Annotated in this window: 19 protein-coding genes, 12 tRNA genes and 1 riboswitch; of the genes, 24 read left to right on the forward strand and 7 right to left on the reverse strand. The window is 40.8% G+C overall.

All coding sequences use genetic code 11. The features are described 5' to 3' along the window. The first annotated feature begins 16 nt into the window (after positions 1-16). From ACIQ0C_RS25625 to ACIQ0C_RS25680, 12 genes are all read left to right on the forward strand, one after another. A tRNA-Val gene (locus ACIQ0C_RS25625) sits at positions 17-92 on the forward strand. 103 nt (positions 93-195) lie between these two features. After that, a tRNA-Met gene (locus ACIQ0C_RS25630) sits at positions 196-269 on the forward strand. A gap of 5 nt (positions 270-274) precedes the next feature. Next, positions 275-350: transfer RNA gene (locus ACIQ0C_RS25635), tRNA-Asp, on the forward strand. A gap of 12 nt (positions 351-362) precedes the next feature. Then, positions 363-438 (forward strand) — tRNA-Phe (locus ACIQ0C_RS25640). Between the two features lie 7 nt (positions 439-445). After that, positions 446-521, forward strand: a tRNA-Thr gene (locus ACIQ0C_RS25645). A 16-nt stretch (positions 522-537) separates the two neighbouring features. Beyond that, positions 538-621, forward strand: a tRNA-Tyr gene (locus ACIQ0C_RS25650). A 10-nt stretch (positions 622-631) separates the two neighbouring features. Then, positions 632-705 (forward strand) — tRNA-Trp (locus ACIQ0C_RS25655). Between the two features lie 17 nt (positions 706-722). Next, positions 723-798: transfer RNA gene (locus tag ACIQ0C_RS25660), tRNA-His, on the forward strand. Between the two features lie 35 nt (positions 799-833). After that, positions 834-908 (forward strand) — tRNA-Gln (locus ACIQ0C_RS25665). A gap of 3 nt (positions 909-911) precedes the next feature. After that, positions 912-986 (forward strand) — tRNA-Gly (locus ACIQ0C_RS25670). A gap of 8 nt (positions 987-994) precedes the next feature. Beyond that, positions 995-1,068 (forward strand) — tRNA-Cys (locus tag ACIQ0C_RS25675). 8 nt (positions 1,069-1,076) lie between these two features. Next, a tRNA-Leu gene (locus ACIQ0C_RS25680) sits at positions 1,077-1,157 on the forward strand. Between the two features lie 363 nt (positions 1,158-1,520). Here ACIQ0C_RS25680 and ACIQ0C_RS25685 read toward each other — a convergent pair. Together ACIQ0C_RS25685 and ACIQ0C_RS25690 are read right to left on the reverse strand one after the other, a co-directional pair. Next, positions 1,521-1,811 (reverse strand): hypothetical protein, encoded by a 291-nt coding sequence (locus ACIQ0C_RS25685; protein ID WP_402837148.1) that lies wholly within the window; start codon positions 1,809-1,811, stop codon positions 1,521-1,523. Positions 1,812-2,232: 421 nt separating this feature from the next. Continuing rightward, positions 2,233-2,436: a hypothetical protein gene (locus ACIQ0C_RS25690; RefSeq protein ID WP_402837146.1), complete on the reverse strand. Its 204-nt coding sequence runs from the start codon at positions 2,434-2,436 to the stop codon at positions 2,233-2,235. Between the two features lie 478 nt (positions 2,437-2,914). On the opposite strand from ACIQ0C_RS25690, the gene glsA reads away from it, so the two are divergent. Next, positions 2,915-3,856 (forward strand): glutaminase A, encoded by a 942-nt coding sequence (gene glsA, locus ACIQ0C_RS25695; protein ID WP_403065381.1) that lies wholly within the window; start codon positions 2,915-2,917, stop codon positions 3,854-3,856. 129 nt (positions 3,857-3,985) lie between these two features. On the opposite strand, the gene ACIQ0C_RS25700 is transcribed toward glsA, so the two are convergent. Further along, entirely contained in the window at positions 3,986-4,180 is a 195-nt protein-coding gene (locus tag ACIQ0C_RS25700) for a hypothetical protein (RefSeq protein ID WP_402837144.1), read from the reverse strand. After that, complete coding sequence (locus tag ACIQ0C_RS25705; protein ID WP_402837195.1) at positions 4,167-4,688, reverse strand: tyrosine-type recombinase/integrase; 522 nt, start codon at positions 4,686-4,688, stop codon at positions 4,167-4,169. The genes ACIQ0C_RS25700 and ACIQ0C_RS25705 overlap by 14 nt, the downstream gene beginning before the upstream one ends. 359 nt (positions 4,689-5,047) lie before the next feature. Between ACIQ0C_RS25705 and ACIQ0C_RS25710 the strand changes: the two genes are divergently transcribed. From ACIQ0C_RS25710 to clpP, 3 genes are all read left to right on the forward strand, one after another. Further along, the gene (locus ACIQ0C_RS25710; protein WP_403065323.1) at positions 5,048-5,374 is read left to right on the forward strand and encodes a hypothetical protein; all 327 of its coding nucleotides are present in this window, start codon (positions 5,048-5,050) and stop codon (positions 5,372-5,374) included. A gap of 358 nt (positions 5,375-5,732) precedes the next feature. Beyond that, entirely contained in the window at positions 5,733-6,440 is a 708-nt protein-coding gene (locus tag ACIQ0C_RS25715; protein ID WP_403065326.1) for a sigma-70 family RNA polymerase sigma factor, read from the forward strand. 30 nt (positions 6,441-6,470) lie between these two features. Then, positions 6,471-7,055 carry an ATP-dependent Clp endopeptidase proteolytic subunit ClpP gene (clpP, locus tag ACIQ0C_RS25720; RefSeq protein WP_403065328.1) on the forward strand — a complete coding sequence of 195 codons (585 nt, stop codon included), beginning with the start codon at positions 6,471-6,473 and terminating at the stop codon, positions 7,053-7,055. A 240-nt stretch (positions 7,056-7,295) separates the two neighbouring features. Here the strand turns inward: clpP and ACIQ0C_RS25725 are convergent, their stop codons facing one another. Both ACIQ0C_RS25725 and ACIQ0C_RS25730 read right to left on the reverse strand, forming a co-directional pair. Then, positions 7,296-8,189, reverse strand: a complete 894-nt coding sequence (locus ACIQ0C_RS25725; RefSeq protein ID WP_403065331.1) for a TauD/TfdA dioxygenase family protein — start codon at positions 8,187-8,189, stop codon at positions 7,296-7,298. A gap of 29 nt (positions 8,190-8,218) precedes the next feature. Continuing rightward, positions 8,219-9,208, reverse strand: a complete 990-nt coding sequence (locus ACIQ0C_RS25730; protein ID WP_403065334.1) for an ABC transporter substrate-binding protein — start codon at positions 9,206-9,208, stop codon at positions 8,219-8,221. A gap of 381 nt (positions 9,209-9,589) precedes the next feature. Here ACIQ0C_RS25730 and ACIQ0C_RS25735 point away from each other — a divergent pair, with 381 nt between their 5' ends. Then, a complete protein-coding gene (locus ACIQ0C_RS25735; protein WP_403065337.1) occupies positions 9,590-10,357 on the forward strand; it encodes an ABC transporter ATP-binding protein in 768 nt (255 codons plus the stop codon). 23 nt (positions 10,358-10,380) lie between these two features. Further along, on the forward strand, positions 10,381-11,214 hold the full coding sequence (locus ACIQ0C_RS25740) for an ABC transporter permease (RefSeq protein ID WP_403065340.1): 834 nt from the start codon (positions 10,381-10,383) through the stop codon (positions 11,212-11,214). Between the two features lie 60 nt (positions 11,215-11,274). Here ACIQ0C_RS25740 and ACIQ0C_RS25745 read toward each other — a convergent pair whose 3' ends face one another. Next, positions 11,275-12,501: an ATP-binding protein gene (locus ACIQ0C_RS25745; protein WP_403065343.1), complete on the reverse strand. Its 1,227-nt coding sequence runs from the start codon at positions 12,499-12,501 to the stop codon at positions 11,275-11,277. A 682-nt stretch (positions 12,502-13,183) separates the two neighbouring features. Here ACIQ0C_RS25745 and ACIQ0C_RS25750 point away from each other — a divergent pair. From ACIQ0C_RS25750 to thiC, 6 genes are all read left to right on the forward strand, one after another. Beyond that, positions 13,184-14,104 carry a glycerophosphodiester phosphodiesterase gene (locus ACIQ0C_RS25750; protein ID WP_402837126.1) on the forward strand — a complete coding sequence of 307 codons (921 nt, stop codon included), beginning with the start codon at positions 13,184-13,186 and terminating at the stop codon, positions 14,102-14,104. A gap of 155 nt (positions 14,105-14,259) precedes the next feature. Further along, positions 14,260-15,399: a zinc-dependent alcohol dehydrogenase gene (locus tag ACIQ0C_RS25755; RefSeq protein WP_402837124.1), complete on the forward strand. Its 1,140-nt coding sequence runs from the start codon at positions 14,260-14,262 to the stop codon at positions 15,397-15,399. 322 nt (positions 15,400-15,721) lie between these two features. After that, on the forward strand, positions 15,722-16,174 hold the full coding sequence (locus ACIQ0C_RS25760) for a hypothetical protein (protein WP_403065346.1): 453 nt from the start codon (positions 15,722-15,724) through the stop codon (positions 16,172-16,174). A 269-nt stretch (positions 16,175-16,443) separates the two neighbouring features. Further along, positions 16,444-16,989 carry a histidine phosphatase family protein gene (locus ACIQ0C_RS25765; protein ID WP_403065349.1) on the forward strand — a complete coding sequence of 182 codons (546 nt, stop codon included), beginning with the start codon at positions 16,444-16,446 and terminating at the stop codon, positions 16,987-16,989. Between the two features lie 157 nt (positions 16,990-17,146). After that, the gene (locus ACIQ0C_RS25770) at positions 17,147-17,935 is read left to right on the forward strand and encodes an HAD family hydrolase (protein WP_403065352.1); all 789 of its coding nucleotides are present in this window, start codon (positions 17,147-17,149) and stop codon (positions 17,933-17,935) included. A gap of 115 nt (positions 17,936-18,050) precedes the next feature. After that, a riboswitch (TPP riboswitch) is annotated at positions 18,051-18,165 on the forward strand. 136 nt (positions 18,166-18,301) lie between these two features. Next, entirely contained in the window at positions 18,302-20,083 is a 1,782-nt protein-coding gene (gene thiC, locus ACIQ0C_RS25775; RefSeq protein WP_403065355.1) for a phosphomethylpyrimidine synthase ThiC, read from the forward strand. Positions 20,084-20,281 lie beyond the last annotated feature (198 nt).

Raw genomic sequence — 20,281 nt, forward strand, 5'->3', positions numbered from 1 at the left:
ATTTAGATAACATATTGGAGGATTAGCTCAGCTGGGAGAGCATCTGCCTTACAAGCAGAGGGTCGGCGGTTCGATCCCGTCATCCTCCACCATTTTTCAACAAGATCAGGTTGTTTCTGCATAAAGGATTGATTATTCAGCCCATTGAAACACTTAACACGAAAACTTGATGCACATTAGCAACATTATTACCGTCGCGGGGTGGAGCAGTCCGGTAGCTCGTCGGGCTCATAACCCGAAGGTCGCAGGTTCAAATCCTGTCCCCGCAATCTATGGTCCCGTGGTGTAGCGGTTAACATGCCTGCCTGTCACGCAGGAGATCGCGGGTTCGATTCCCGTCGGGACCGCCATTTTTATTGCTTGGCTCAGTAGCTCAGTCGGTAGAGCAAAGGACTGAAAATCCTTGTGTCGGCGGTTCGATTCCGTCCTGAGCCACCATAGTAGTGCCGGTGTAGCTCAACTGGTAGAGCAACTGACTTGTAATCAGTAGGTTGGGGGTTCAAGTCCTCTTGCCGGCACCATGTTTCATCCATATGCGGAGGGGTAGCGAAGTGGCTAAACGCGGCGGACTGTAAATCCGCTCCTTCGGGTTCGGCAGTTCGAATCTGCCCCCCTCCACCATCTTTATTACAGGGGTATAGTTTAAAGGTAGAACAGAGGTCTCCAAAACCTCCAGTGTGGGTTCGATTCCTACTACCCCTGCCAAATTAAATCCTATAATGGCGATTGTGGCGAAGTGGTTAACGCACCTGATTGTGGTTCAGGCATTCGTGGGTTCGATTCCCATCAGTCGCCCCATTTTAAAAAATATGATATAATGATTACAACGTTAATGGGCTATAGCCAAGCGGTAAGGCAACGGATTTTGATTCCGTCATGCGAAGGTTCGATCCCTTCTAGCCCAGCCATATGCGAAAGTAGTTCAGTGGTAGAATACAACCTTGCCAAGGTTGGGGTCGCGGGTTCGAATCCCGTCTTTCGCTCCAAAAACGTTGGCGGCATAGCCAAGCGGTAAGGCAGAGGTCTGCAAAACCTTTACCACCGGTTCGATTCCGGTTGCCGCCTCCAACATACATGCCGGTGTGGCGGAATTGGCAGACGCGCACGACTCAAAATCGTGTTCCTCTGGAGTGCCGGTTCGACCCCGGCCACCGGTATCACCAATAGCGAAGAATCGCTATTACAAAAAGCTTCACACTTAATTGTGTGAAGCTTTTTTGTGTTCATTACGCACTGCAAAATATGTATAAATAAAATGCGGGGGTATTGAAAAAGGGAGAATTGAAACGAAGGAGCATACAGTGCGAATAAAAGTGATGCAAGTTATCGGAGATGAAATGTATTTGGAAATGTCATAAACTGTGACATACGTCTATAGAAGTTATGAAACGATACATGAATTCTCCATTAAATAAATCAGCAATAGTTTAGAGCACGTTTGTTACTACGATTAAAAATAAAAACGAATGGAAAGAGTATTAGCTCTACCATTCGTTCCGTAAACTGATTGATAAATGATTTTAGATTTCAATATTCATAGCATTCAAGTCTGCTTCCGTATAGCCAGAAGAGGAAAGTGCGATTTCAATTTTTTCGGCAGCCTTATAATCAAATAATTTAAATTTAGACATTAACGCGAAAGCATTTTGATTTTCGATTGCCAAGGCAACAGCCTCCACGTCTTGCAGTAACTTCAGGTCTTCAATGTAGAATTGAGCGGTTCTCATCGCTAAATACTCATTCGTTGTAGTCGAACTGTAGAAAAGTCTTGTTAAAGTGGCGATTGCGTTAGGAACGAAAATCTTATTCATAATTACCCCTCCACTATTCATAATATTCTGTCATCCGAGTCACTACTAGTATGAGTCACTCTAAAAATGTTGTCAATCTTTATCTTTTGAGCATTTTTACTCCCCAGTTGAAAGTAGATATATATTCAAAATTGAGTAATAGAATACCTGAGACTTTTCCAAAGAAAAATATTATTGACCGAAACGTATGAAGTAGGCGAAAGAATGAAGTTTTGTTTACGAAACGAACCAAATTACATGTAACATGTTGGTTCAAGCTCGATTGTTAGGGTATTAGGCTAGATTATAACTAGTTGGATTATTTACTACATTCCATTTACTTTATTCAACCAAATGGCCAATTTTTTAGAAATTCTTTCATTGATGAGATCCTTTCTGTGTTCGAAAATTTCAAAGGGGCTTATGAAAAAACAGATCCTTATTAACTGTAAAGAAGGCGGGCCTCCACATTACGCAGCTCTCCAGATGAAACACTATCAGCCACAATTATTTGCATTGTTCTCGTAGTTGTCATTCGTTTGTCTGGATGCTTCATTTGTAGCTGCTGTTGTATCGTTCGGAACAGTTCATTATTTTCTGGACGGTTGGCGTTATAGATTTCTTGTAAACTTTTCGATTTTCCCATGTCTTTTCCTACTTTCCATCAAGTGTGAAATACATATGAAAGCTTATGCGATAATATTCGTATGGTCTATATTTCCGTCTGAGCTCTTCTAATTCCTTCTTTTTTCAATTAAATCTTTAGAGAACATAGAAGTTGCCCCTGTTTTTATACAAGGCGCGCTTACCTGTCTTACAGTTTGACCGTTGCTATATATGTTGTTGTTTTTCTTATTCTTTAACACGACTAAAATAAATCAGTACCTGTGCATTAGACAGAAGGGCATGACCTTACAAAGGGTGCTTTAAAATCAGTAAATAATAAATGGAAGAGCAATTAAAAATTTCTTTAGAAATTGTTATTTAAGAAATCAAAGACCAGGAAAGTAGCCGCTTCGCAGTTTTATAAATAATATCGATGAAATATGGTAATAAATAAAAAAACACTATCTAAGAACAATTCACAAAACAAATTTTCTAAGGGGCGGAAAATTGTGAACAATATGGGATGTCAATGCAGGTCCAATGACGAATTACAGCAACTGGTTGATGAGGCAAAAAAATTTACGGGTAACGGAACAGTGGCAGACTATATACCGGCTCTTGAAAAGGCGAATCCTGGGGATTTGTCTGTTGCTATTTACTATCCTGACGGTAAAGGATATTGTGCTGGTGATGTAAGAGGTAAAATGACCCTGCAAAGCATATCAAAAGTTTTGACACTTGCTCTTGTATTAATGGAAAAAGGGGAGGATTATGTCTTTTCCTATGTAGGAAAAGAACCCACTGGCGATCCTTTTAATTCGATTGCCAAGTTAGAGACAAACAAGCCATCCAAACCGTTAAATCCGATGATCAATGCAGGCGCATTGACTGTGACCCACATGATTGCGGGTGACAGTGTAACCGAGCGATTTCAACGTATTTTACATTTTATCCGGGAGTTGACGCAAAATCCGAGTATCGGCTTTAATGAAGATGTTGCCCGGTCGGAATATAATACAGCAGACTTAAATAGGTCGTTAAGTTATTTTTTAAAGCAGCATAATGTAATAAATGAGGATGTGGAGGATTTAATCGAGTTGTATTCAAAGCAGTGTGCCATTGAAATGGACAGTCAGGATTTAGCGAGGATAGGCTGTGTGCTGGCCATGAATGGGAAAGATTTGCTGACGGGAAAGCAAATCATCCCTGGGGACATTGCCCGTATTTGCAAGACATTCATGGTTACCTGCGGCATGTATAACGCATCAGGTGAATTTGCCATTAATGTTGGCATTCCGGCTAAAAGCGGTGTGTCAGGGGGAATCATGGGGGCTGTCCCCGGAAAATGTGGGATTGGAATTTATGGTGCGGCTTTGGATGAGAAGGGGAACAGCGTTGCCGGGATAAAAATCTTGGAAATGATGGCGAAAAAGTATTCCTTAAGTATGTTTAATTTGTAAACATAGAAGCCATTACCGAGTGAGTCGGATGTTAAATAAGTTCAGTGTAAAGTCTTAAGGAAACAAATCATTTATTTTAAAGGCAAAAAAAAAGACCTCTGCACATAAGGGCAAGGTCTTAGGACAATTTCATAACAAGTTGGAGAAAAGAGATACTTTTTTATATAAAGCATTTACCTCTTTATTTCGATGTTCCCCGGTTTCATTCCTTAGCTGGCTTTCCATATCGGTCATTAGATCAGCTAATTTCAATGCCTTTTGTCTGTCGGAAATATTGCTGCGAATGATATATTCATATTTTGCATTGTATTCAGTCAGTGACATTTCTTCCGTCCTCCCATTGTGTAAAGTCGTTTATGCTGTCCTTTGTTCCTTCATCAGCAATCCCAATGTACTTAAGTGTAATTACGGGATGTGAATGGTTAAGGATCATTTGTAACTCAGCAAGGTTCTTACTTCGTTTATAGTGCCAGTACCCGAATGTTTTCCGCATGGTATGTGTACCGACGCCCTCGATGTCCACCATGTCCGCTGCTTTATTAAGCTGTCTGTAAGCTTGTATCTTGCTTATTGGCTTATCGCCCTTGCGTGAGGGGAATAGCCATTCACCATCAATGGTGGCTATATAGGCGGCCAATTCATTACAGACATTGTTAAGCTGTATCATTCTTGGCTTTTTTGTTTTCCCTTCCTTGATGATGACCTCCCTCTTGCCTTTTATGTCCTTTATCTTCAGTGATAAAAGATCAGTCACTCGTAAGCCGGTATTGATGCCTAACAAGAACAATATGTAGTCTCTCTCGCTGCAATGTCTTTTCAATGACCATTTCATATCATCTAATTTTTCCGATGATCTGATTGGTTGAACGTCTATTAAATGTTCTTTTGGCAAAAGTGATCACCCTTAATTCACGCCAATGGAATCAGTATTTTGAATGTATACTTTTAAGAGTAACACTGAAAAAGGATGGAAGTCAATTTGAGGGGTATATTGTATATTTTTTGGACTGTCCATTTTATAGGATTCGGAGTATTTTTAGTTGTTTATTGAATAATAACAATAAAAACTTCTGGAACTTGATATAATGAAAATAGTAATATTTTTCTAAACTAGTGTTATTGATGGATATTTAATAGGTGAATTAATTCATTCTGAATTTAATATGCTTTAGCAGGATTGGGGAAACCACCATGAAGAGAGTTTTAGCTATATTGAAAAAATTACTGCCTATACTGTCAAGGTTGATTACCATGGCAATTATGGTTTTGGTTTTTTACTGCATGTTCATGTTCGCAGACCTGGATAATGAAAAGTCAGACAGTGAGCGTCATAACGAGCGATCAGTGGATATTGAAGAGATGGGCGATCAAGAGTCTGAAGAAAATCCAGCAGGTTCTATGGTGAACTATTGTAAAGATAGCGCTAATGAAAGCCGCTCTTCCAGTTGGTTTGGTATTGAAGAAAACGAAATGGAACCTAGCGAATACACGGTCGAATGCATTGAACACTTGGAATAGCAGCAAGGTTCCCATGGCTCACCCGGCAATTGTAAATTCAGGATTCACACCAGAGACATCAGGTACGTCACATCCAAGCGTCTGGCTGGCTTATTGGAATGGAGCCGGATGCACGGGGAATAATAAGTGTTTGGAAAATAAGGTCTACACTGAAATGATTGGTGACGAACCGGGTACACAGCGGGGGAGGCCTATATTAGCCTGTTTGGGTCTTAACCAAACAGGTTTTTAGTATGAAAGGAAATCCAATGGAAAAAATGGAATAGAATATAAAGAATGAAGGAAAATTTTTCACCCCCATATCTTTTTCTCTTTCTGAAACGTTTATAGGATAGAGGGTGTTGAAGGAGTGAGAAAAATGATAAATAAGTTGAAGGAAGATATTCCTGAAGAAAAGGATAACGGTGCGATTTTGCGTGAAGTTTATCCTGAATTGATTCGGTTTTGCCGATTCCTGACCCAAAATAATTGGGATGGGGATGATTTGGCTCAGGAAACGATATTGAAGGCAATGCAGGGCTATGGTAAGAAAACAGAGATAACAACAGCTTTATTGAAGACGATAGCCCGACATTCCTGGATTGATACGATACGAAAAAGGAAAAAAGAATCCTTAGACGATCTGTTGGATACCGAACAGTTGGGGGCAGTTGGGGGAAATGTCTTTGAAACGGTTGAATATATAGTAAAATCCCTTACCCCGAAACAAGCTGTAGTGTTCATATTAAAGGAAGGATTCCTCTACCGGTCAAAAGAAATCTCAGATTACTTGAACACCACGGAAACGGCAGTAAAGGCAATCTTGAACCGTGTGAAGAAGCGTTTAGAGAATGACGTTGAAGAGCGTAGGTTGTCTTGCGTGGAAGATTGGCAGGATGAGGAGGAGCAGCGGCTCATGTCCCTGATGACACAGGCGTTAAAAGCCCAAAATCCTGATATCCTCATTAGAAGCATCCCATCTTTCAAATCCCTGAACAGTGAATCGATGATTCCTAAACTGATGAATCATTCGAATCTTTCCAAATCAAGCTTCACTCCTTCAAACACACTCTCAATGGCTGCATAGCCAATATTATTGTTAGGAGGAAGAAGAGATATGACCACCATTCCATATGTAATTGAGCAATCCAGCAAGGGGGAGCGCTCGTACGATATTTATTCCAGACTTCTAAAAGATCGTATCATCATGATCGGGGAAGAAATCACCGATCATTTAGCCAATAGTGTGGTTGCCCAATTGTTATTCTTGGCAGCGGATGCACCTGATAAAGAAATTACCATCTTCATAAACAGTCCGGGGGGATCGACCAGTGCCGGTTTCGCCATTTATGATACGATGCAATATATTAAGCCTGATATCCGGACTGTATGTACGGGGATGGCCGCATCATTCGGTGCCATGCTTTTATTGGCGGGGACGAAAGGGAAAAGGTGCGCTTTGCCAAATAGTGAAATCATGCTTCATCAACCGCTTGGTGGGGCGAGGGGGCAAGCAACGGAAATAGAAATTTCTGCCCGAAGGATCTTGAAGCTAAAGGATCATATCAATCAAATCGTCTCGGAAAGGACCGGTCAGCCTATCGAAAAGGTGGCGAAGGACACAGATCGCGATTACTTCTTAAGTGCAAATGAGGCGAAGGATTACGGGATAATCGATGAAATAATCGTTCAGGATAATTAATTCTGATAAAGACGCTGGCTGTACGAAAACGAAAAGAAACTGCCGATATTAGATTGGCAGTTTCTTTTTTACCTTTTTACATTACTCCATCTATTTATCCACAAAACCCCATACCTGGCGAGTTGGCAAGTCCTGCTCAATAAAGAAAACACTCAAACTTCCTGCAATAAGGCCGTTTGGAATGTTTTCATTCGCTTATGGGGCAGTCAAGTAATGGAACCTTACATTCGATACGGAGTTTTATTTCTTAATAATTAGTCTGCTGGACTCGTTCTCCTTGTTTACGGGAATGTCTTTTCCTACTGTGACCCTGCGAACGACGCGGTGCCGGTCCCCGTAATCGGCAATAGCGTAATGCTGCGTGGCTAGGTTATCCCAAATGACCACGTCCCCTTCACTCCATTGCCAACGCACGGTATTTTCTAAGCGCGTGACGTATGAATCGAAGATGCTTAATAATCTTTCGGATTCACTTGTTGTATATCCTTCCACTCTACCAGCAAAGCCACCTAATAATAAATGCCTTTTTCCGGTTTCTGCATGCACGTGAACGACTGGGTGCCTTGTTTTATAAATGGTCGATTCGAATACATCACGATACTTCTTTTTAACCTCATCATCAATGTTTTCAGCCGGTTTGAATTGAGCATAATCATATTCATTTGTATGGATTGCCCATAGTCCGTCCGCTAATTTCTTCAATCCATCCGGCAGGTCCTCATATGCTTCATTCGTATTTGCCCAAACTGTATCTCCGCCAACATCAGGGATGGTTACACCTCTTAAAATAGAGTATTTGGGGACTTCTGGAACGAAAGTGACATCAGTATGCCAATGGTTTGCTTTAGCACCGCGTTCGGAGTCAAGTTCGAAAATATAGTTCGTATTGTCTTTGACCGGTACTGTAGGATGTGCATAAGGTTCACCCAATAGTTTGGCAAAGGCTTCTTGGCTGGCATCATCTAAATGATTTTGACCTTTGAAGAATACGACTTTATGATCGTTTAACGCTTGTTTGATTTCATTGAAAATAGTTAAATCCAAGTCCCCGCTTAATTGCACTCCTTGAATTTCCGCTCCAATCCTTCCTGCTACCGGTACCACTTTCAATTGTTGTGTTTTAGTTTCCGTCATAATCAATCTCCTCCAATAAGGTAAGTTTTTTATTTTTTAAAGGCTTCATCAATGTATTCATTGTGGATCTGATTTTTAAAATTAAATGATTTCTTGATATATCCCACACCAGCTAAAGTATCGATTGATTCTTGTTGTGCTTTGATGGCATCTTCGGTAAAAAAGATATTTGGTTTCTCGGCCGTTATGATTGTCTTTACCGTGCTCACAGGCAATTTAGTTTCTTTGGAATAAATTTCAGATGCTTCATCTGGATTCTCGATTTGCCAATCGGCAGCTTTTTTATAAACCTTTAAATAGGCCTCGACAATTTCAGGGTGCTCTTCGGCAAAGCCCTTACGTGCAATGATTGCACCAGGAGCTAATATTTTTCCTTTTACTTTAAGTGCGACAGCATTCCCTTTTTCAATATTATTAAGGTAATAGGGGTTCCATATCGCCCAGGCGTCCAATTGTTTCGTTTCAAAAGCCGCCTGAGCATCATCTGGTTGCAAATTGATGAGTTTAATGTCATCAGTCGTTAAACCATGGGCTTTCAATGCCTTGATTAAATACACATGACCCGTTGTCCCCGAAGCAACACCGACCGTTTTTCCCTTTAAGTCTTCAATCTGCTTTATATTACTTTCCGCTTGAGACAGGATCCGGACAGATGACTCACCCCGGCCTGTTTGTGCAATCACTTCGAATGGCAGATTCTTATCAATGCCGGCAATCAGTGCACCATCCCCTAAAAAAGACAGGTCAACCCGATTGGAAGCAAGGGATTCCAAAAGCGGGGGACCACTCGGGAATTCACTCCACACGATTTGGGCATCCAGTTTAGAAAATTCTTCGTTGAACAATCCCTTTTCCTTTGCGATGACCAATGGCCCCATCTTGCCATTTAAGGCAATATGAACTTTAAGGGGGTCACTTTTCCCGGAAGCTTTGCCGGCATCGGAATTACAGCCTGCCAATACAGCGAGGCTAATGATGGCAAGTAATGCTGCGGTTAACTTGTTACGATATTCCTTCATGAATTCCCTCCTTTTTTAATACACGTACCACAGCTGGATAGTCAGATTAATGACAAAAAAGAGATTCAACGAAGAGTTTGCTTGGTTACTCTTCATTGAATCTCCGGTAGTCCAGTTGATTCACATGACCTGTATTTAATTGGCTCCTTTGTGAAGCGGATTTGTGTATGAATGCATCTTAACAGATGTTAGAATAATCTGTCAATTACTTTGTTGATTAATCCGATAAAATAAATTGGTATTAGGTGTTGCTTATAAATAATCGATAGGTTAAGATAAAATGAAATATTGAATCGACTAGTTAACTAGAGATTCAGCAAAGGGACAATATGTGCCTTATTGCTGGATCTCTAGTTTTTTATTTGAGAAAGGGTGAGGGTATTGGTTGCGACGTTAGAAATCAATCTTGTCAGCAAAACATTTAAGAATGAGAATGAAAGTATTCATGTTTTGGATAATTTGAATTTCACCGTCAACAATGGTGAGTTCGTCACCATCATAGGTCCGAGCGGATGCGGGAAAAGCACATTATTAAAGTTGATCGCAGGACTTGATTCAGACTTTGACGGCTTGATCATGGCAGGGGATCACCCGGTTAGCGCCCCATCTAAAAACCGTGGTTTCATTTTTCAGGAGCATCGCTTATTTCCATGGCTAAACGTGGAGAAGAATATTGCAGGTAACCTTCCATTAAAGAAACAGGACATTCGAAAAAGGGTGGATGATTTGATTTCACTTGTTAAACTAAAAGGATTTGAAAACGCATATCCACGTCAATTATCAGGTGGAATGTCGCAGCGTGTTGCCATTGCCAGGGCCTTATTGCGTAATCCTGAAGTTTTATTGCTGGATGAGCCATTCGGTGCATTGGATGCATTCACGCGAACGCATCTTCAAGAGGCTTTACTAGAAATATGGGAAAGGAATAAGACAACGATGGTGCTTGTCACCCACGATATTGATGAATCCATCTTTTTATCGAGAAAAGTGGTCGTCATGGATGTAAAGCCGGGACGGATTAAAGCTATCGTTCCCATTGATTTGCCATATCCAAGAATTCGAACAAGCAAAGCGTTTCAGGAGTTCCGGTCCGTCATATTAAACCAACTTGATCATCATTCAGTTGAAGTGGAAGATTGGAGCATTTAATTAAATATTTGAAAAAAGGAAGGATGAAAATTATGTCTACACAGACCGTTGCTCAAAACAAGTCCCTTGTCATAAGGGAAAGGACAAAACAATCCCAACTTGCCAAATCGGCATTGCGGGGTTCGGTTCTCCCTGTTGTCGTATTGATTGCATGGCAAGCATTAGGTTCGGTTGGCATCCTGCCTGCCCAATTGTTCTCATCACCTTCATTGATCGTCAAGACTTTCATTGATCTCGTTCAGTTGGGGGAAATGGGCATGCATTTACAAATCAGTTTGACGCGGGCTCTTCTTGGCTTTGCCTTAGGGGGTTTTTTAGGCTTATTGTTAGGAGTGATTGTTGGGATGCAAAAAAAATCCGAAGAATATCTTAACCCAAGCATTCAAATGTTACGAACGGTTCCTTTACTTGCGATTACCCCTTTATTCATTATGTGGTTCGGATTTGGCGAACTATCCAAAGTGCTGCTAATTGCTTTGGGTGCTTTTTTTCCTCTTTATTTACAAACATTTTTGGGCCTGCGGAATGTGGATAAAAAACTGTACGATGTTGCCCGTATCCTAGAGTTTAGCCGTCGGGAGCAAATAACGAAGCTCATGATTCCGGCAGCATTGCCAAACATATTGCTTGGTATCCGCTTAGCCTTAAGTGCGGCTTGGATGTGCCTGGTCGTCGCTGAATTGCTGGGTGCGGATAGAGGGGTGGGCTTCATGATCCAGGATGCCCGTTCATTCATGCAAACGGACGTCGTATTCGTAGGCATCATCATTTTTGCCCTCGCTGGTAAAATCTCAGACTCGTTTGTCCGCTTTTTAGAAAATCATTTGCTCAAATGGCAAGATAGTTTTAAAGCCTAAATTGAAAAAGGATGACCGCCGGGTGATGGGGGCATCCTTTTTATTGTTTGGTATGTATGTTTAATCTATTTTTTTATATAAGGGCAAATAAATGGTGAACGATGTTCCTTTGTTCACTTCGCTCTGTACCATGATTTTCCCTTTGTATTTTTGAACGATGGAATAACAAACGGTCAGACCGATACCGGTTCCCCTATCTTTAAGTGAATAAAATGGGGTTCCTAGTATTTCAAGCTGTTCTTTTGAGAGGCCTATTCCTGTATCCGTTATTCGTATTTTGGCCATAGTGCGTTCCTGCTCTGTTTCCACCTTGATAAATCCGGGTTTGTTCATTGACTCAATTCCATTTTTCATGATATTGACCAATATCTGTTTAAGCTCGATGGGATTCATGTTAATGTACAGATCGTCACGGAAATCCAGGAGAAAGCCTATGTTGCGATTATTGGCGAAACTGGTTAATAGGTCGGAAATCTTTTGGATTTCATAATTTAAAGGAATGACCTGTACATTATCCGTTTGCGGTTTTGCCAAAGACAAATAGTCATTGATTATCACTTGTGTATATTCAAGTTCCGTAAGCATGGTCTGTACATAAAATTTTTCCGTTTCATTTAGTTCCTTCTCTTGATCTAATAACTGGGCAAACCCTTTAACGACTGTAATCGGATTACGTATCTCATGTGCAATGGTGGCAGCTAGCTGTCCGACTGAGTTCAATTGCTTAGCCTGCTGTATTTCCTTATGAAATGCATTAGTGGATTCCATCCTATTATTGGTTCCTATGAATACGAATACCAATATGATTTGTATAGCGATGAAATTAAGCGTGTTGCCGAAACCATCCAAAGCGACATATTCATAAGAGTATTGAAGATCCGTTTTTGAAATGATCAAGATGGAAGCGGGGCCTAATATGATATTTAAAGTGGCCACAATATAAAACCCGATTTTATCAAAGAGAAAAATGGGAAACAACGGTGCTATAGCAAATAAAGCCAGCATGATTGCGGTATCTGGGAATATCCAAAATTTGCTATATAAATAAACAGTAATTAAGAAAATGAATAGGGTTTTATAAAAATTGACTTCTGTTTTTAAGAAAAATAACAGAGAAATTATCAACCCCGATATTAAAATGACCTGTATTGCCATCTCGTAGGGATTTTCTTTCCAACTTATAGGTGATACAGAAATCCCAACTAATAATAAAAAGGATATCATTGTCATGAATGCCTTCAGTATAAATCGGTGTTTGTTTTGATAATATTGATAATTTTTTAACATAATTCCCCTTAATATTAATATTCTGTTTGTTTGTTTAATAGTAATATGATACTAGTTTTTTGTAAATCAGAAATTGTCATCGATAGTCTTTTTATCTATATTTTTAGAATTGGTCATTTCTTCAAGCGAGGTTCGGGTAGAATTCAGTACCGCAAGGGGAGGTAAAGGAGTTAAGCGTCCGGGCTCCCAAGGTATGTAAACATTGGGACATCCCATCTAATAGCTGGAATTTATCGGCTTTGAATTTTATTTATTATGGATATGGAAGACTTAAATTGTTAGCAGGTAAAGACTTATATAAAAGCGAAGTAAGGAGTTAAGAAATGCCAAGGGTTTGGAAATATTTAGTTATATTTATTTGGATGACCGTTTTTTTCTACTATTTCAATATGTATATGCCAAGAAACTTTTTATATCTTCTTATTGGATTACCAGTATCCATGTTTAGCACATTTTTCATTTGCGATTTTTTTAGAAAAAGACGCTTTTAGTGGGTTTCTAATCCAAGGAACTAAGCTGTCATTCACCTGTTTGGTCAGGTACAACAAACTACACTGCGGGTAGTGTATTTGATGGGTTATTTTACTCATTTTGACTAATATATTATTTCTTTACATTATATTCGTTGTAGATTCATATTTCCCTTTTAAAATGATGGTAATAAGAGGAGGGGGAGAGGGAAATGAAAACGAATCTAAAGAAATTCGGTTTATGTATGATGAGTGCGGCCTTTATATTGCAGGCTACTTCCATGGGGGCTTCAGCAGCAAAAGGAAATCATTCCAATTCGTCTATTTATGAGAAGAAAATCGTGAATATCGCACATCGGGGAGCTTCTGGTTATGCACCTGAACATACCATTCCAGCTTATCAATTGGGAGAACAAATGAAGGGCGACTACATAGAAATCGATCTGCAAATGACCAAGGATGGAAGATTGATAGCAATGCATGATGAAAAGGTGGATCGTACAACGAATGGTACTGGTCTTGTGAAGGATTTAACGCTGGCAGAAATCAAGAAACTGGATGCTGGTACATGGTTCAATGAAAAATATCCGCAATTGGCAAAAGAGGTATATGAAGGGTTAACGGTTCCCACTCTTGAAGAAGTCTTTAAGAAGTTCGGCAAGCAGGCCAATTACTATATCGAAACAAAGTCCCCTGATGTGTATCCAGGAATGGAAGAAGAACTTCTGCAGGTTCTGGAAGAATATAAAATGGTGGATTCAAAAGGCCGTACCAAGAATGTATTAATACAATCGTTCAGTAAAGAAAGCCTTATGAAGGTTCACGACTTGAATCCAAAGTTACCGCTTGTGCAACTTTTTTCTTACAAGAACCAAGCAACCATTTCCGATCAAGAATTGGAATCGATAAAGGAATATGCAGTTGGCGTTGGCCCGAACTTCAGTAAGGTAGACGGACAATATGTGAAGATGGTTCGCAACCATGACCTTCAATTCCATCCATATACAGTAAATGAAAGAGCCGATATGAAAAAGGCTCTTGAATGGGGTGCAACGGGGCTGTTTACGAATTATCCCGATGTTTTCAATGAGGTACTAAGAGAGTACAAGCACAATAATAATGGCAATAAATAAAGTACTAAATAAAGGTTTCATAGGTGAGTCCCGGTTTTCCGGGGCTTTTTTGCAATGAAGGACTTCTAATTCCTGGGAAAATCAGGTGTTCATAGGCTTAGCAGTCTTGTGGATGGGTATATTAAAGGTAATAAGAAAATTTTGGGAGGTTGATTATGAAGGCTGTAACGTTTCAAGGAGCAAAAGATATTCAGGTAAAACAAGTTGAAGATCCGAAACTTCAGCAAAAGGATGATATCATCGTACGAGTGACTTCAACAGCTATATGCGGGTCCGACCTCCATATATATCAGGGTGCTTTGCCGACGCATAAAGATTATATCATTGGCCATGAACCGATGGGGATCGTCGAAGAGGTGGGTCCGGAAGTGACAAAGGTGAAAAAAGGAGACAGGGTTGTCTTGCCTTTCAACATTTCTTGCGGGCACTGTTATTATTGTGAACATGATATGGAGAGTCAATGTGATAATTCCAACCCCAATGAAGCGGTGGATACAGGCGGGTACTTTGGTTTTACGGAACGATATGGGAACTATCCAGGCGGGCAGGCAGAATATTTTAGGGTACCATATGGAAACTTCATGCCATTTGTCATCCCAGAGTCATGTGAACTTGAGGATGAAGCGCTTTTGTTCCTGTCCGATGTGCTGCCAACCGCATATTGGAGTGTAGAGAACGCTGGCGTCAAGAAAGGTGATACGGTAGCGGTATTGGGCTGTGGGCCGATTGGCTTGATGGTTCAGAAGTTCGCTTGGATGAAAGGAGCAAAAAGGGTCATTGCCATCGACAATCTTCCTTATAGACTCAATAAGGCTAAACAGATGAATAAGGTGGAGGCGTATAACTTCGATGAGTATAACGATATGGGCAGATACATTAAGGAAATCACTTCAGGCGGGGCCGATGTGGTCATAGACTGTGTGGGAATGGATGGAAAGAAATCAACGATAGAGGCGATTGAGCAAAAGCTGAAACTTCAGGGTGGAACGTTAAGTGCGATCGAGATTGCACTTAACGCCGTACGTAAATTCGGCACGATCCAACTGACTGGCGTGTACGGATCGAAATATAATATGTTCCCATTAGGCAATATATTCGAGCGGAACATTAACCTGAAAATGGGACAAGCACCGGTCATTCACTACATGCCCAAGCTTTTTGATAAAATCACGGCTGGAGAGTTCGACCCTACGGAAATCATATCCCATAAAGTCCCCCTCGAAAAAGCGAGTGAGGCTTATCAAATCTTTAACGATCACGAAGATGAATGTATTAAAGTGGTGCTAAAGCCATAATGTGAAGCTATAAAAAATCCAATGCCCATGAGCTGCATTGGATTTTTTACATTTATACGTTTACCGATAATACACCATAAACTTCGATCAATTTATGTGAAATATAAATGATCATCTTGCCCGTGATCTGAGGAAATCAGGATTACTGGCTTTTTTACTATGATGGCTGGCATTCGTTTAAAGGGGAATCCGGGAATGTGACGATTGACCCTTCAGATGATGAAGGAGAGATGCAGTACCGGGTGATCTTGAAAAAGGGTTTTTGGTAAGGAAATGGAGGATTTATATTATATAATGATAGTGACAAAAGGAGGATGTTCAGATGGTATATAACTCGGCAGCAGAACTTTGTGAAGGGTTTGGTTATCCGCCCGTTCACGTTAAATTGACGATAGAGATCATCGATAAGAGATTGGGACCTGTAAAGGCAGAAGCGGAGATTGCCATCAAGCCTGTTAAGTCAAAGGGATATCTGGAAGTGTTGGTGGAAGAATTGGAATCGGAGCATATCTTTGCTGATGAAAATGGCAGTATCTATGGCAGCTTCGGCATCGATCAAAGCATCCAGATATATGATGAAGTCCTGACTGTCATTCCGTTCGAAGAGATAATGGGAAATGAAAATTGGAAAGAGACAGTTGAGGAAACCATCACGGTGGATAAACTAAAGGAACAACTGGGGAAATCCCTAAATGATTATCAATTCAGTGATTTGAGCGGGAAATATAAATTCAGGAAAAGATGTACGATAACAGAACTTCAATTCATAGATTAAACGATAAAAGGAGAAGGCGATATGCTTTCTCTTTTTTCGATCATTTTACATATGGTCTTGCCTATGATATCTTTCCCTATCATAATCAAATGCTTGCAGTGACTCAATCTGTGAGAACCTTTAACCATACACAATGTCAAGGAGAGCTCAGTAAGGTTTTTAATGGTTTCAACTTGCATTTATTATATAGCTTTACATAGGTTAATATATTGTTAAGGGCTTTTACAGGAAAAAGAAATGAATATTTTAAAAGATAAAAAGGAGAATATATGAAAATTGGTTTGGTACGGCATTTTAAGGTGGCACATGAATTTCCTACTGGGAGATCTGTGACGGCGGATGATATGAAGCAATGGTTTGAGGACTATGATGCTGCGGATATTATTTATGGAACGACTTTATTTGGTGTTGAGGAATGGCAAGAATGTTATTGCAGTGATATGTCGAGAGCTGTCAAGACAGCGGAACACATCTATCCAGGTACGGTTCATAGGATGGAGGAGCTGCGGGAAATACCATCACCACCTCTGAGAGGAAGGATCAAGCTGCCGTTCATCCTTTGGGCCATCTGGATTCGCTGCTGCTCGGTGATCAACAAGCAGACAAGGGCGGAAATTAAGATTGCAGAGCAAAGGATCAATAAAGTATTGGATGAAGTTTTTGCAAAGGGGGAAAGGAATGTTCTGATCGTGAGTCATGCCGCCCTCATGGTATATCTGAGGAAAGAGCTGATCCGGCGAGGGTTCATCGGTCCAAAATTCAAGATTGCCAGTAATGGAAAACTCTATGTATTTGAAAGAAGAGAAGGGAAATAATATATGGTTTCCACCAGGAAAAGGTAAGCCATTTTGCTGATTTTAAGAAAGAGGCAGGCATTTTCCGAATAGTTATTCTTTTTTTATTGGTTGTGGTTTATTATTGTAATAGTGTAATTTTTACGAATTCAATATTGGGGAAAGAGGGGTGGACATTTTGCTGAAGGCAGTTTTTTTTGATTTAGATGATACATTACTTTGGGATCAGAAAAGTGTAAAAGAGGCTTTTGTGGCTACATGTCAAGTTGCCAAGGAGAAATATGGTCTGAATGTCGACGAGTTTGAAGAAGCGGTGCGGAAGGAAGCGCGTGACCTTTATTCTTCTTACGATACATATGCATTCACTCAAATGATTGGAATCAACCCATTTGAGGGACTATGGGGGAATTTTCAAGATGACCATGATGAATTCCGGAAGATGGCCGGGATTGTACCGGCTTATCGGAAAGAAGCGTGGACGAGGGGCTTGAAGGCTTTAGGGATCGATGACCCGGAATTTGGGCTTGAACTGGCAGAACGTTTCCCGGCCGAAAGACGCAAAAAGCCATTTATCTATGAAGAAACATTCCGTGTTCTGGATGAATTAAAAGGGAAGTACAAATTGCTATTGCTTACGAACGGATCTCCTGAATTGCAAAATACCAAACTTGAAATTACGCCTGAACTGGTTCCTTATTTCGACCAAATCGTGATTTCAGGCGCATTTGGACGAGGTAAACCGGATGCCTCCATTTTTGAGCATGCTTTGGAAATCATGGAGCTTGATAAGGATGAAGTATTGATGGTCGGCGATAATTTAATGACCGATATCCTTGGAGCATCACGGGTAGGTATAAAGTCGGTTTGGATAAATCGCCATGATAAGGAACGGAATGAAGTGATTCCAACCTATGAAATCACGCATTTAGAGGAGCTTTTCCCTATCCTTGAGAGCCTGAGGGATTAATTGGCGGTCCTCCTCCAAATAACAATTTTAGATAATTGTAGAGAAAATATTAGGTCTTTCAAATTATTTACAGAATGAAAAGGGTGAGCTATAGTTACCCTGTAATCAATTAAATTATTCAGACTAGGGGTGTCCAATAAAAGTTGGGCTGAGAGGGAAGCGCTTAAGCTTCTTAACCCTCAGGACCTGATCTGGTTCATACCAGCGTGGGGAAGTTAGAATCTACTGAACGATGACATTTCAATTGGTCATTTCTGTAGTCATACTAACGTTAGCCGGGTCTTTAAATTTGAGACCTGGCTTTTTCGTGCGAAATGGATTGGATTTTGTCCTTTTTAAATGAACTTAAAAAGGAGAAATGAAATCATGAAGAGTAATTCAGTAAATGACATGAACGTTTCAATTATGTCCAGTTTTGCCGGGAGTAAAAAAGTGTATGTTGAGGGATCTAGACCCGATATTAAAGTACCTATGCGTGAAATTAAGCTAAGTCCGACAACAGGGGCATTCGGCGAAGAGGAGAATCCGCCTTTACGTGTATATGACACAAGCGGCTTCTATACGGATTCAGAATATCCCATTGATATTCATAAAGGCCTTTCCCCGATTAGACGCAGCTGGGTTCTGGAACGGGAAGATGTTGAAGAGTATGAAGGGCGTGAAATAAAGCCCGAAGATAACGGATATAGAAAAGTGGAATCACAATCCAATGCCGAAGTTTTTCCGGGATTGAAAAGAAAACCATTGCGTGCAGTGAAAGGGAAAAACGTAACCCAGCTCCATTATGCCCGCAAAGGTATCATTACTCCAGAAATGGAGTTCATTTCGATCAGGGAAAATGTAGCCCCTGAGTTTGTAAGAGAAGAGGTAGCTAGCGGGCGGGCGATCATTCCGGCAAATATTAACCATCCGGAAAGTGAGCCCATGATCATCGGACGTAATTTTCACGTGAAAATAAATGCGAATATTGGAAACTCAGCTGTTAGTTCATCGATCGAAGCTGAAGTGGAGAAAATGACTTGGGCAACACGATGGGGTGCAGACAACATAATGGATCTTTCCACAGGAAAGAATATTCACACGACGCGGGAATGGATTATTAGGAATTCACCTGTGCCGGTTGGAACGGTTCCGATATATCAAGCATTGGAAAAAGTGAATGGAGTCGCGGAAGATTTAAATTGGGAAGTTTTCCGGGATACATTAATCGAGCAGGCTGAGCAAGGTGTCGATTACTTCACCATACACGCTGGTGTGCTTTTGCGATACATCCCAATGACAGCAAAGCGAGTTACGGGCATTGTTTCCAGGGGAGGCTCCATAATGGCACAATGGTGCTTGGCCCACCACCAAGAAAGTTTTCTCTATACTCACTTTGAAGAGATTTGTGAAATCATGAAGACGTATGATGTCGCATTCTCATTAGGTGACGGTCTCCGTCCTGGGTCCATTGCAGATGCAAACGATGAGGCACAATTTGCCGAATTGGAAACACTTGGGGAGTTGACGAAGATTGCTTGGAAGCACGACGTTCAAGTAATGGTGGAGGGACCCGGTCACGTACCGATGCATTTGATTAAAGAAAATATGGATAAGCAGCTGGAAGTCTGTCAAGAAGCACCATTCTATACCCTGGGACCATTGACGACGGATATAGCTCCTGGATATGACCATATCACTTCTGCGATTGGTGCTGCCATGATTGGATGGTTTGGTACTGCCATGCTTTGCTATGTGACACCGAAAGAGCATTTGGGGCTACCGAATAAAGAGGATGTTCGGGTAGGGGTCATTACTTACAAAATTGCAGCCCACGCAGCTGACCTTGCAAAAGGCCATCCGCAGGCCAGAAAACGGGATGATGCCCTTTCGAAGGCCAGATTCGAATTTCGTTGGAGAGATCAATTCAATCTTTCCCTTGACCCTGAAAGGGCAGTTGAATATCACGATGAAACTCTTCCGGCTGAAGGTGCCAAAACAGCCCATTTCTGTTCAATGTGCGGACCAAAATTCTGCAGTATGAGAATCTCTCAGGATATCCGTGATTTGGCGAAGGAGAAGGGTCTGGGTTTTGAGTCGGTAATCGATGAAGGGCTTAAAGAAAAAGCGAATGAATTTAGGAAAACGGATGGGAAAATCTATCAATGATTCCGAAGGAGAATTCGATGAATCGGGTAATCCAGATAAAAATTGAAATGAAACAGTTGGAAACTCAATTGGAACAGCTGAAAAGGGAGCTGAACACTTTTCGGGAAAATTGTAACCATGAATTTGTGATAAATGATTATAGTCAACAATGTACAAAGTGCCACTTAATCGAAAGTTTGCAATGGTAATGATTCCTTG

Origin of the sequence: Peribacillus sp. NPDC096448 (assembly GCF_044762675.1) — a bacterium.
Lineage (GTDB): Bacteria > Bacillota > Bacilli > Bacillales > DSM-1321 > Peribacillus > Peribacillus frigoritolerans_B.

Excerpts from the sequence above, each read along its gene's own strand:
- ACIQ0C_RS25760 (WP_403065346.1), top strand. The coding sequence starts at position 15,722 with ATGGTATATAACTCGGCAGCAGAACTTTGTGAAGGGTTTGGTTATCCG.
- clpP (WP_403065328.1), top strand. The coding sequence starts at position 6,471 with ATGACCACCATTCCATATGTAATTGAGCAATCCAGCAAGGGGGAGCGC.
- ACIQ0C_RS25700 (WP_402837144.1), bottom strand. The coding sequence starts at position 4,180 with ATGTCACTGACTGAATACAATGCAAAATATGAATATATCATTCGCAGC.
- ACIQ0C_RS25745 (WP_403065343.1), bottom strand. The coding sequence starts at position 12,501 with ATGTTAAAAAATTATCAATATTATCAAAACAAACACCGATTTATACTG.
- ACIQ0C_RS25685 (WP_402837148.1), bottom strand. The coding sequence starts at position 1,811 with ATGAATAAGATTTTCGTTCCTAACGCAATCGCCACTTTAACAAGACTT.
- ACIQ0C_RS25705 (WP_402837195.1), bottom strand. The coding sequence starts at position 4,688 with ATGAAATGGTCATTGAAAAGACATTGCAGCGAGAGAGACTACATATTG.
- ACIQ0C_RS25715 (WP_403065326.1), top strand. The coding sequence starts at position 5,733 with ATGATAAATAAGTTGAAGGAAGATATTCCTGAAGAAAAGGATAACGGT.
- ACIQ0C_RS25690 (WP_402837146.1), bottom strand. The coding sequence starts at position 2,436 with ATGGGAAAATCGAAAAGTTTACAAGAAATCTATAACGCCAACCGTCCA.
- ACIQ0C_RS25750 (WP_402837126.1), top strand. The coding sequence starts at position 13,184 with ATGAAAACGAATCTAAAGAAATTCGGTTTATGTATGATGAGTGCGGCC.
- thiC (WP_403065355.1), top strand. The coding sequence starts at position 18,302 with ATGAAGAGTAATTCAGTAAATGACATGAACGTTTCAATTATGTCCAGT.
- ACIQ0C_RS25725 (WP_403065331.1), bottom strand. The coding sequence starts at position 8,189 with ATGACGGAAACTAAAACACAACAATTGAAAGTGGTACCGGTAGCAGGA.
- glsA (WP_403065381.1), top strand. The coding sequence starts at position 2,915 with ATGGGATGTCAATGCAGGTCCAATGACGAATTACAGCAACTGGTTGAT.
- ACIQ0C_RS25730 (WP_403065334.1), bottom strand. The coding sequence starts at position 9,208 with ATGAAGGAATATCGTAACAAGTTAACCGCAGCATTACTTGCCATCATT.
- ACIQ0C_RS25755 (WP_402837124.1), top strand. The coding sequence starts at position 14,260 with ATGAAGGCTGTAACGTTTCAAGGAGCAAAAGATATTCAGGTAAAACAA.
- ACIQ0C_RS25710 (WP_403065323.1), top strand. The coding sequence starts at position 5,048 with ATGAAGAGAGTTTTAGCTATATTGAAAAAATTACTGCCTATACTGTCA.
- ACIQ0C_RS25740 (WP_403065340.1), top strand. The coding sequence starts at position 10,381 with ATGAAAATTATGTCTACACAGACCGTTGCTCAAAACAAGTCCCTTGTC.
- ACIQ0C_RS25765 (WP_403065349.1), top strand. The coding sequence starts at position 16,444 with ATGAAAATTGGTTTGGTACGGCATTTTAAGGTGGCACATGAATTTCCT.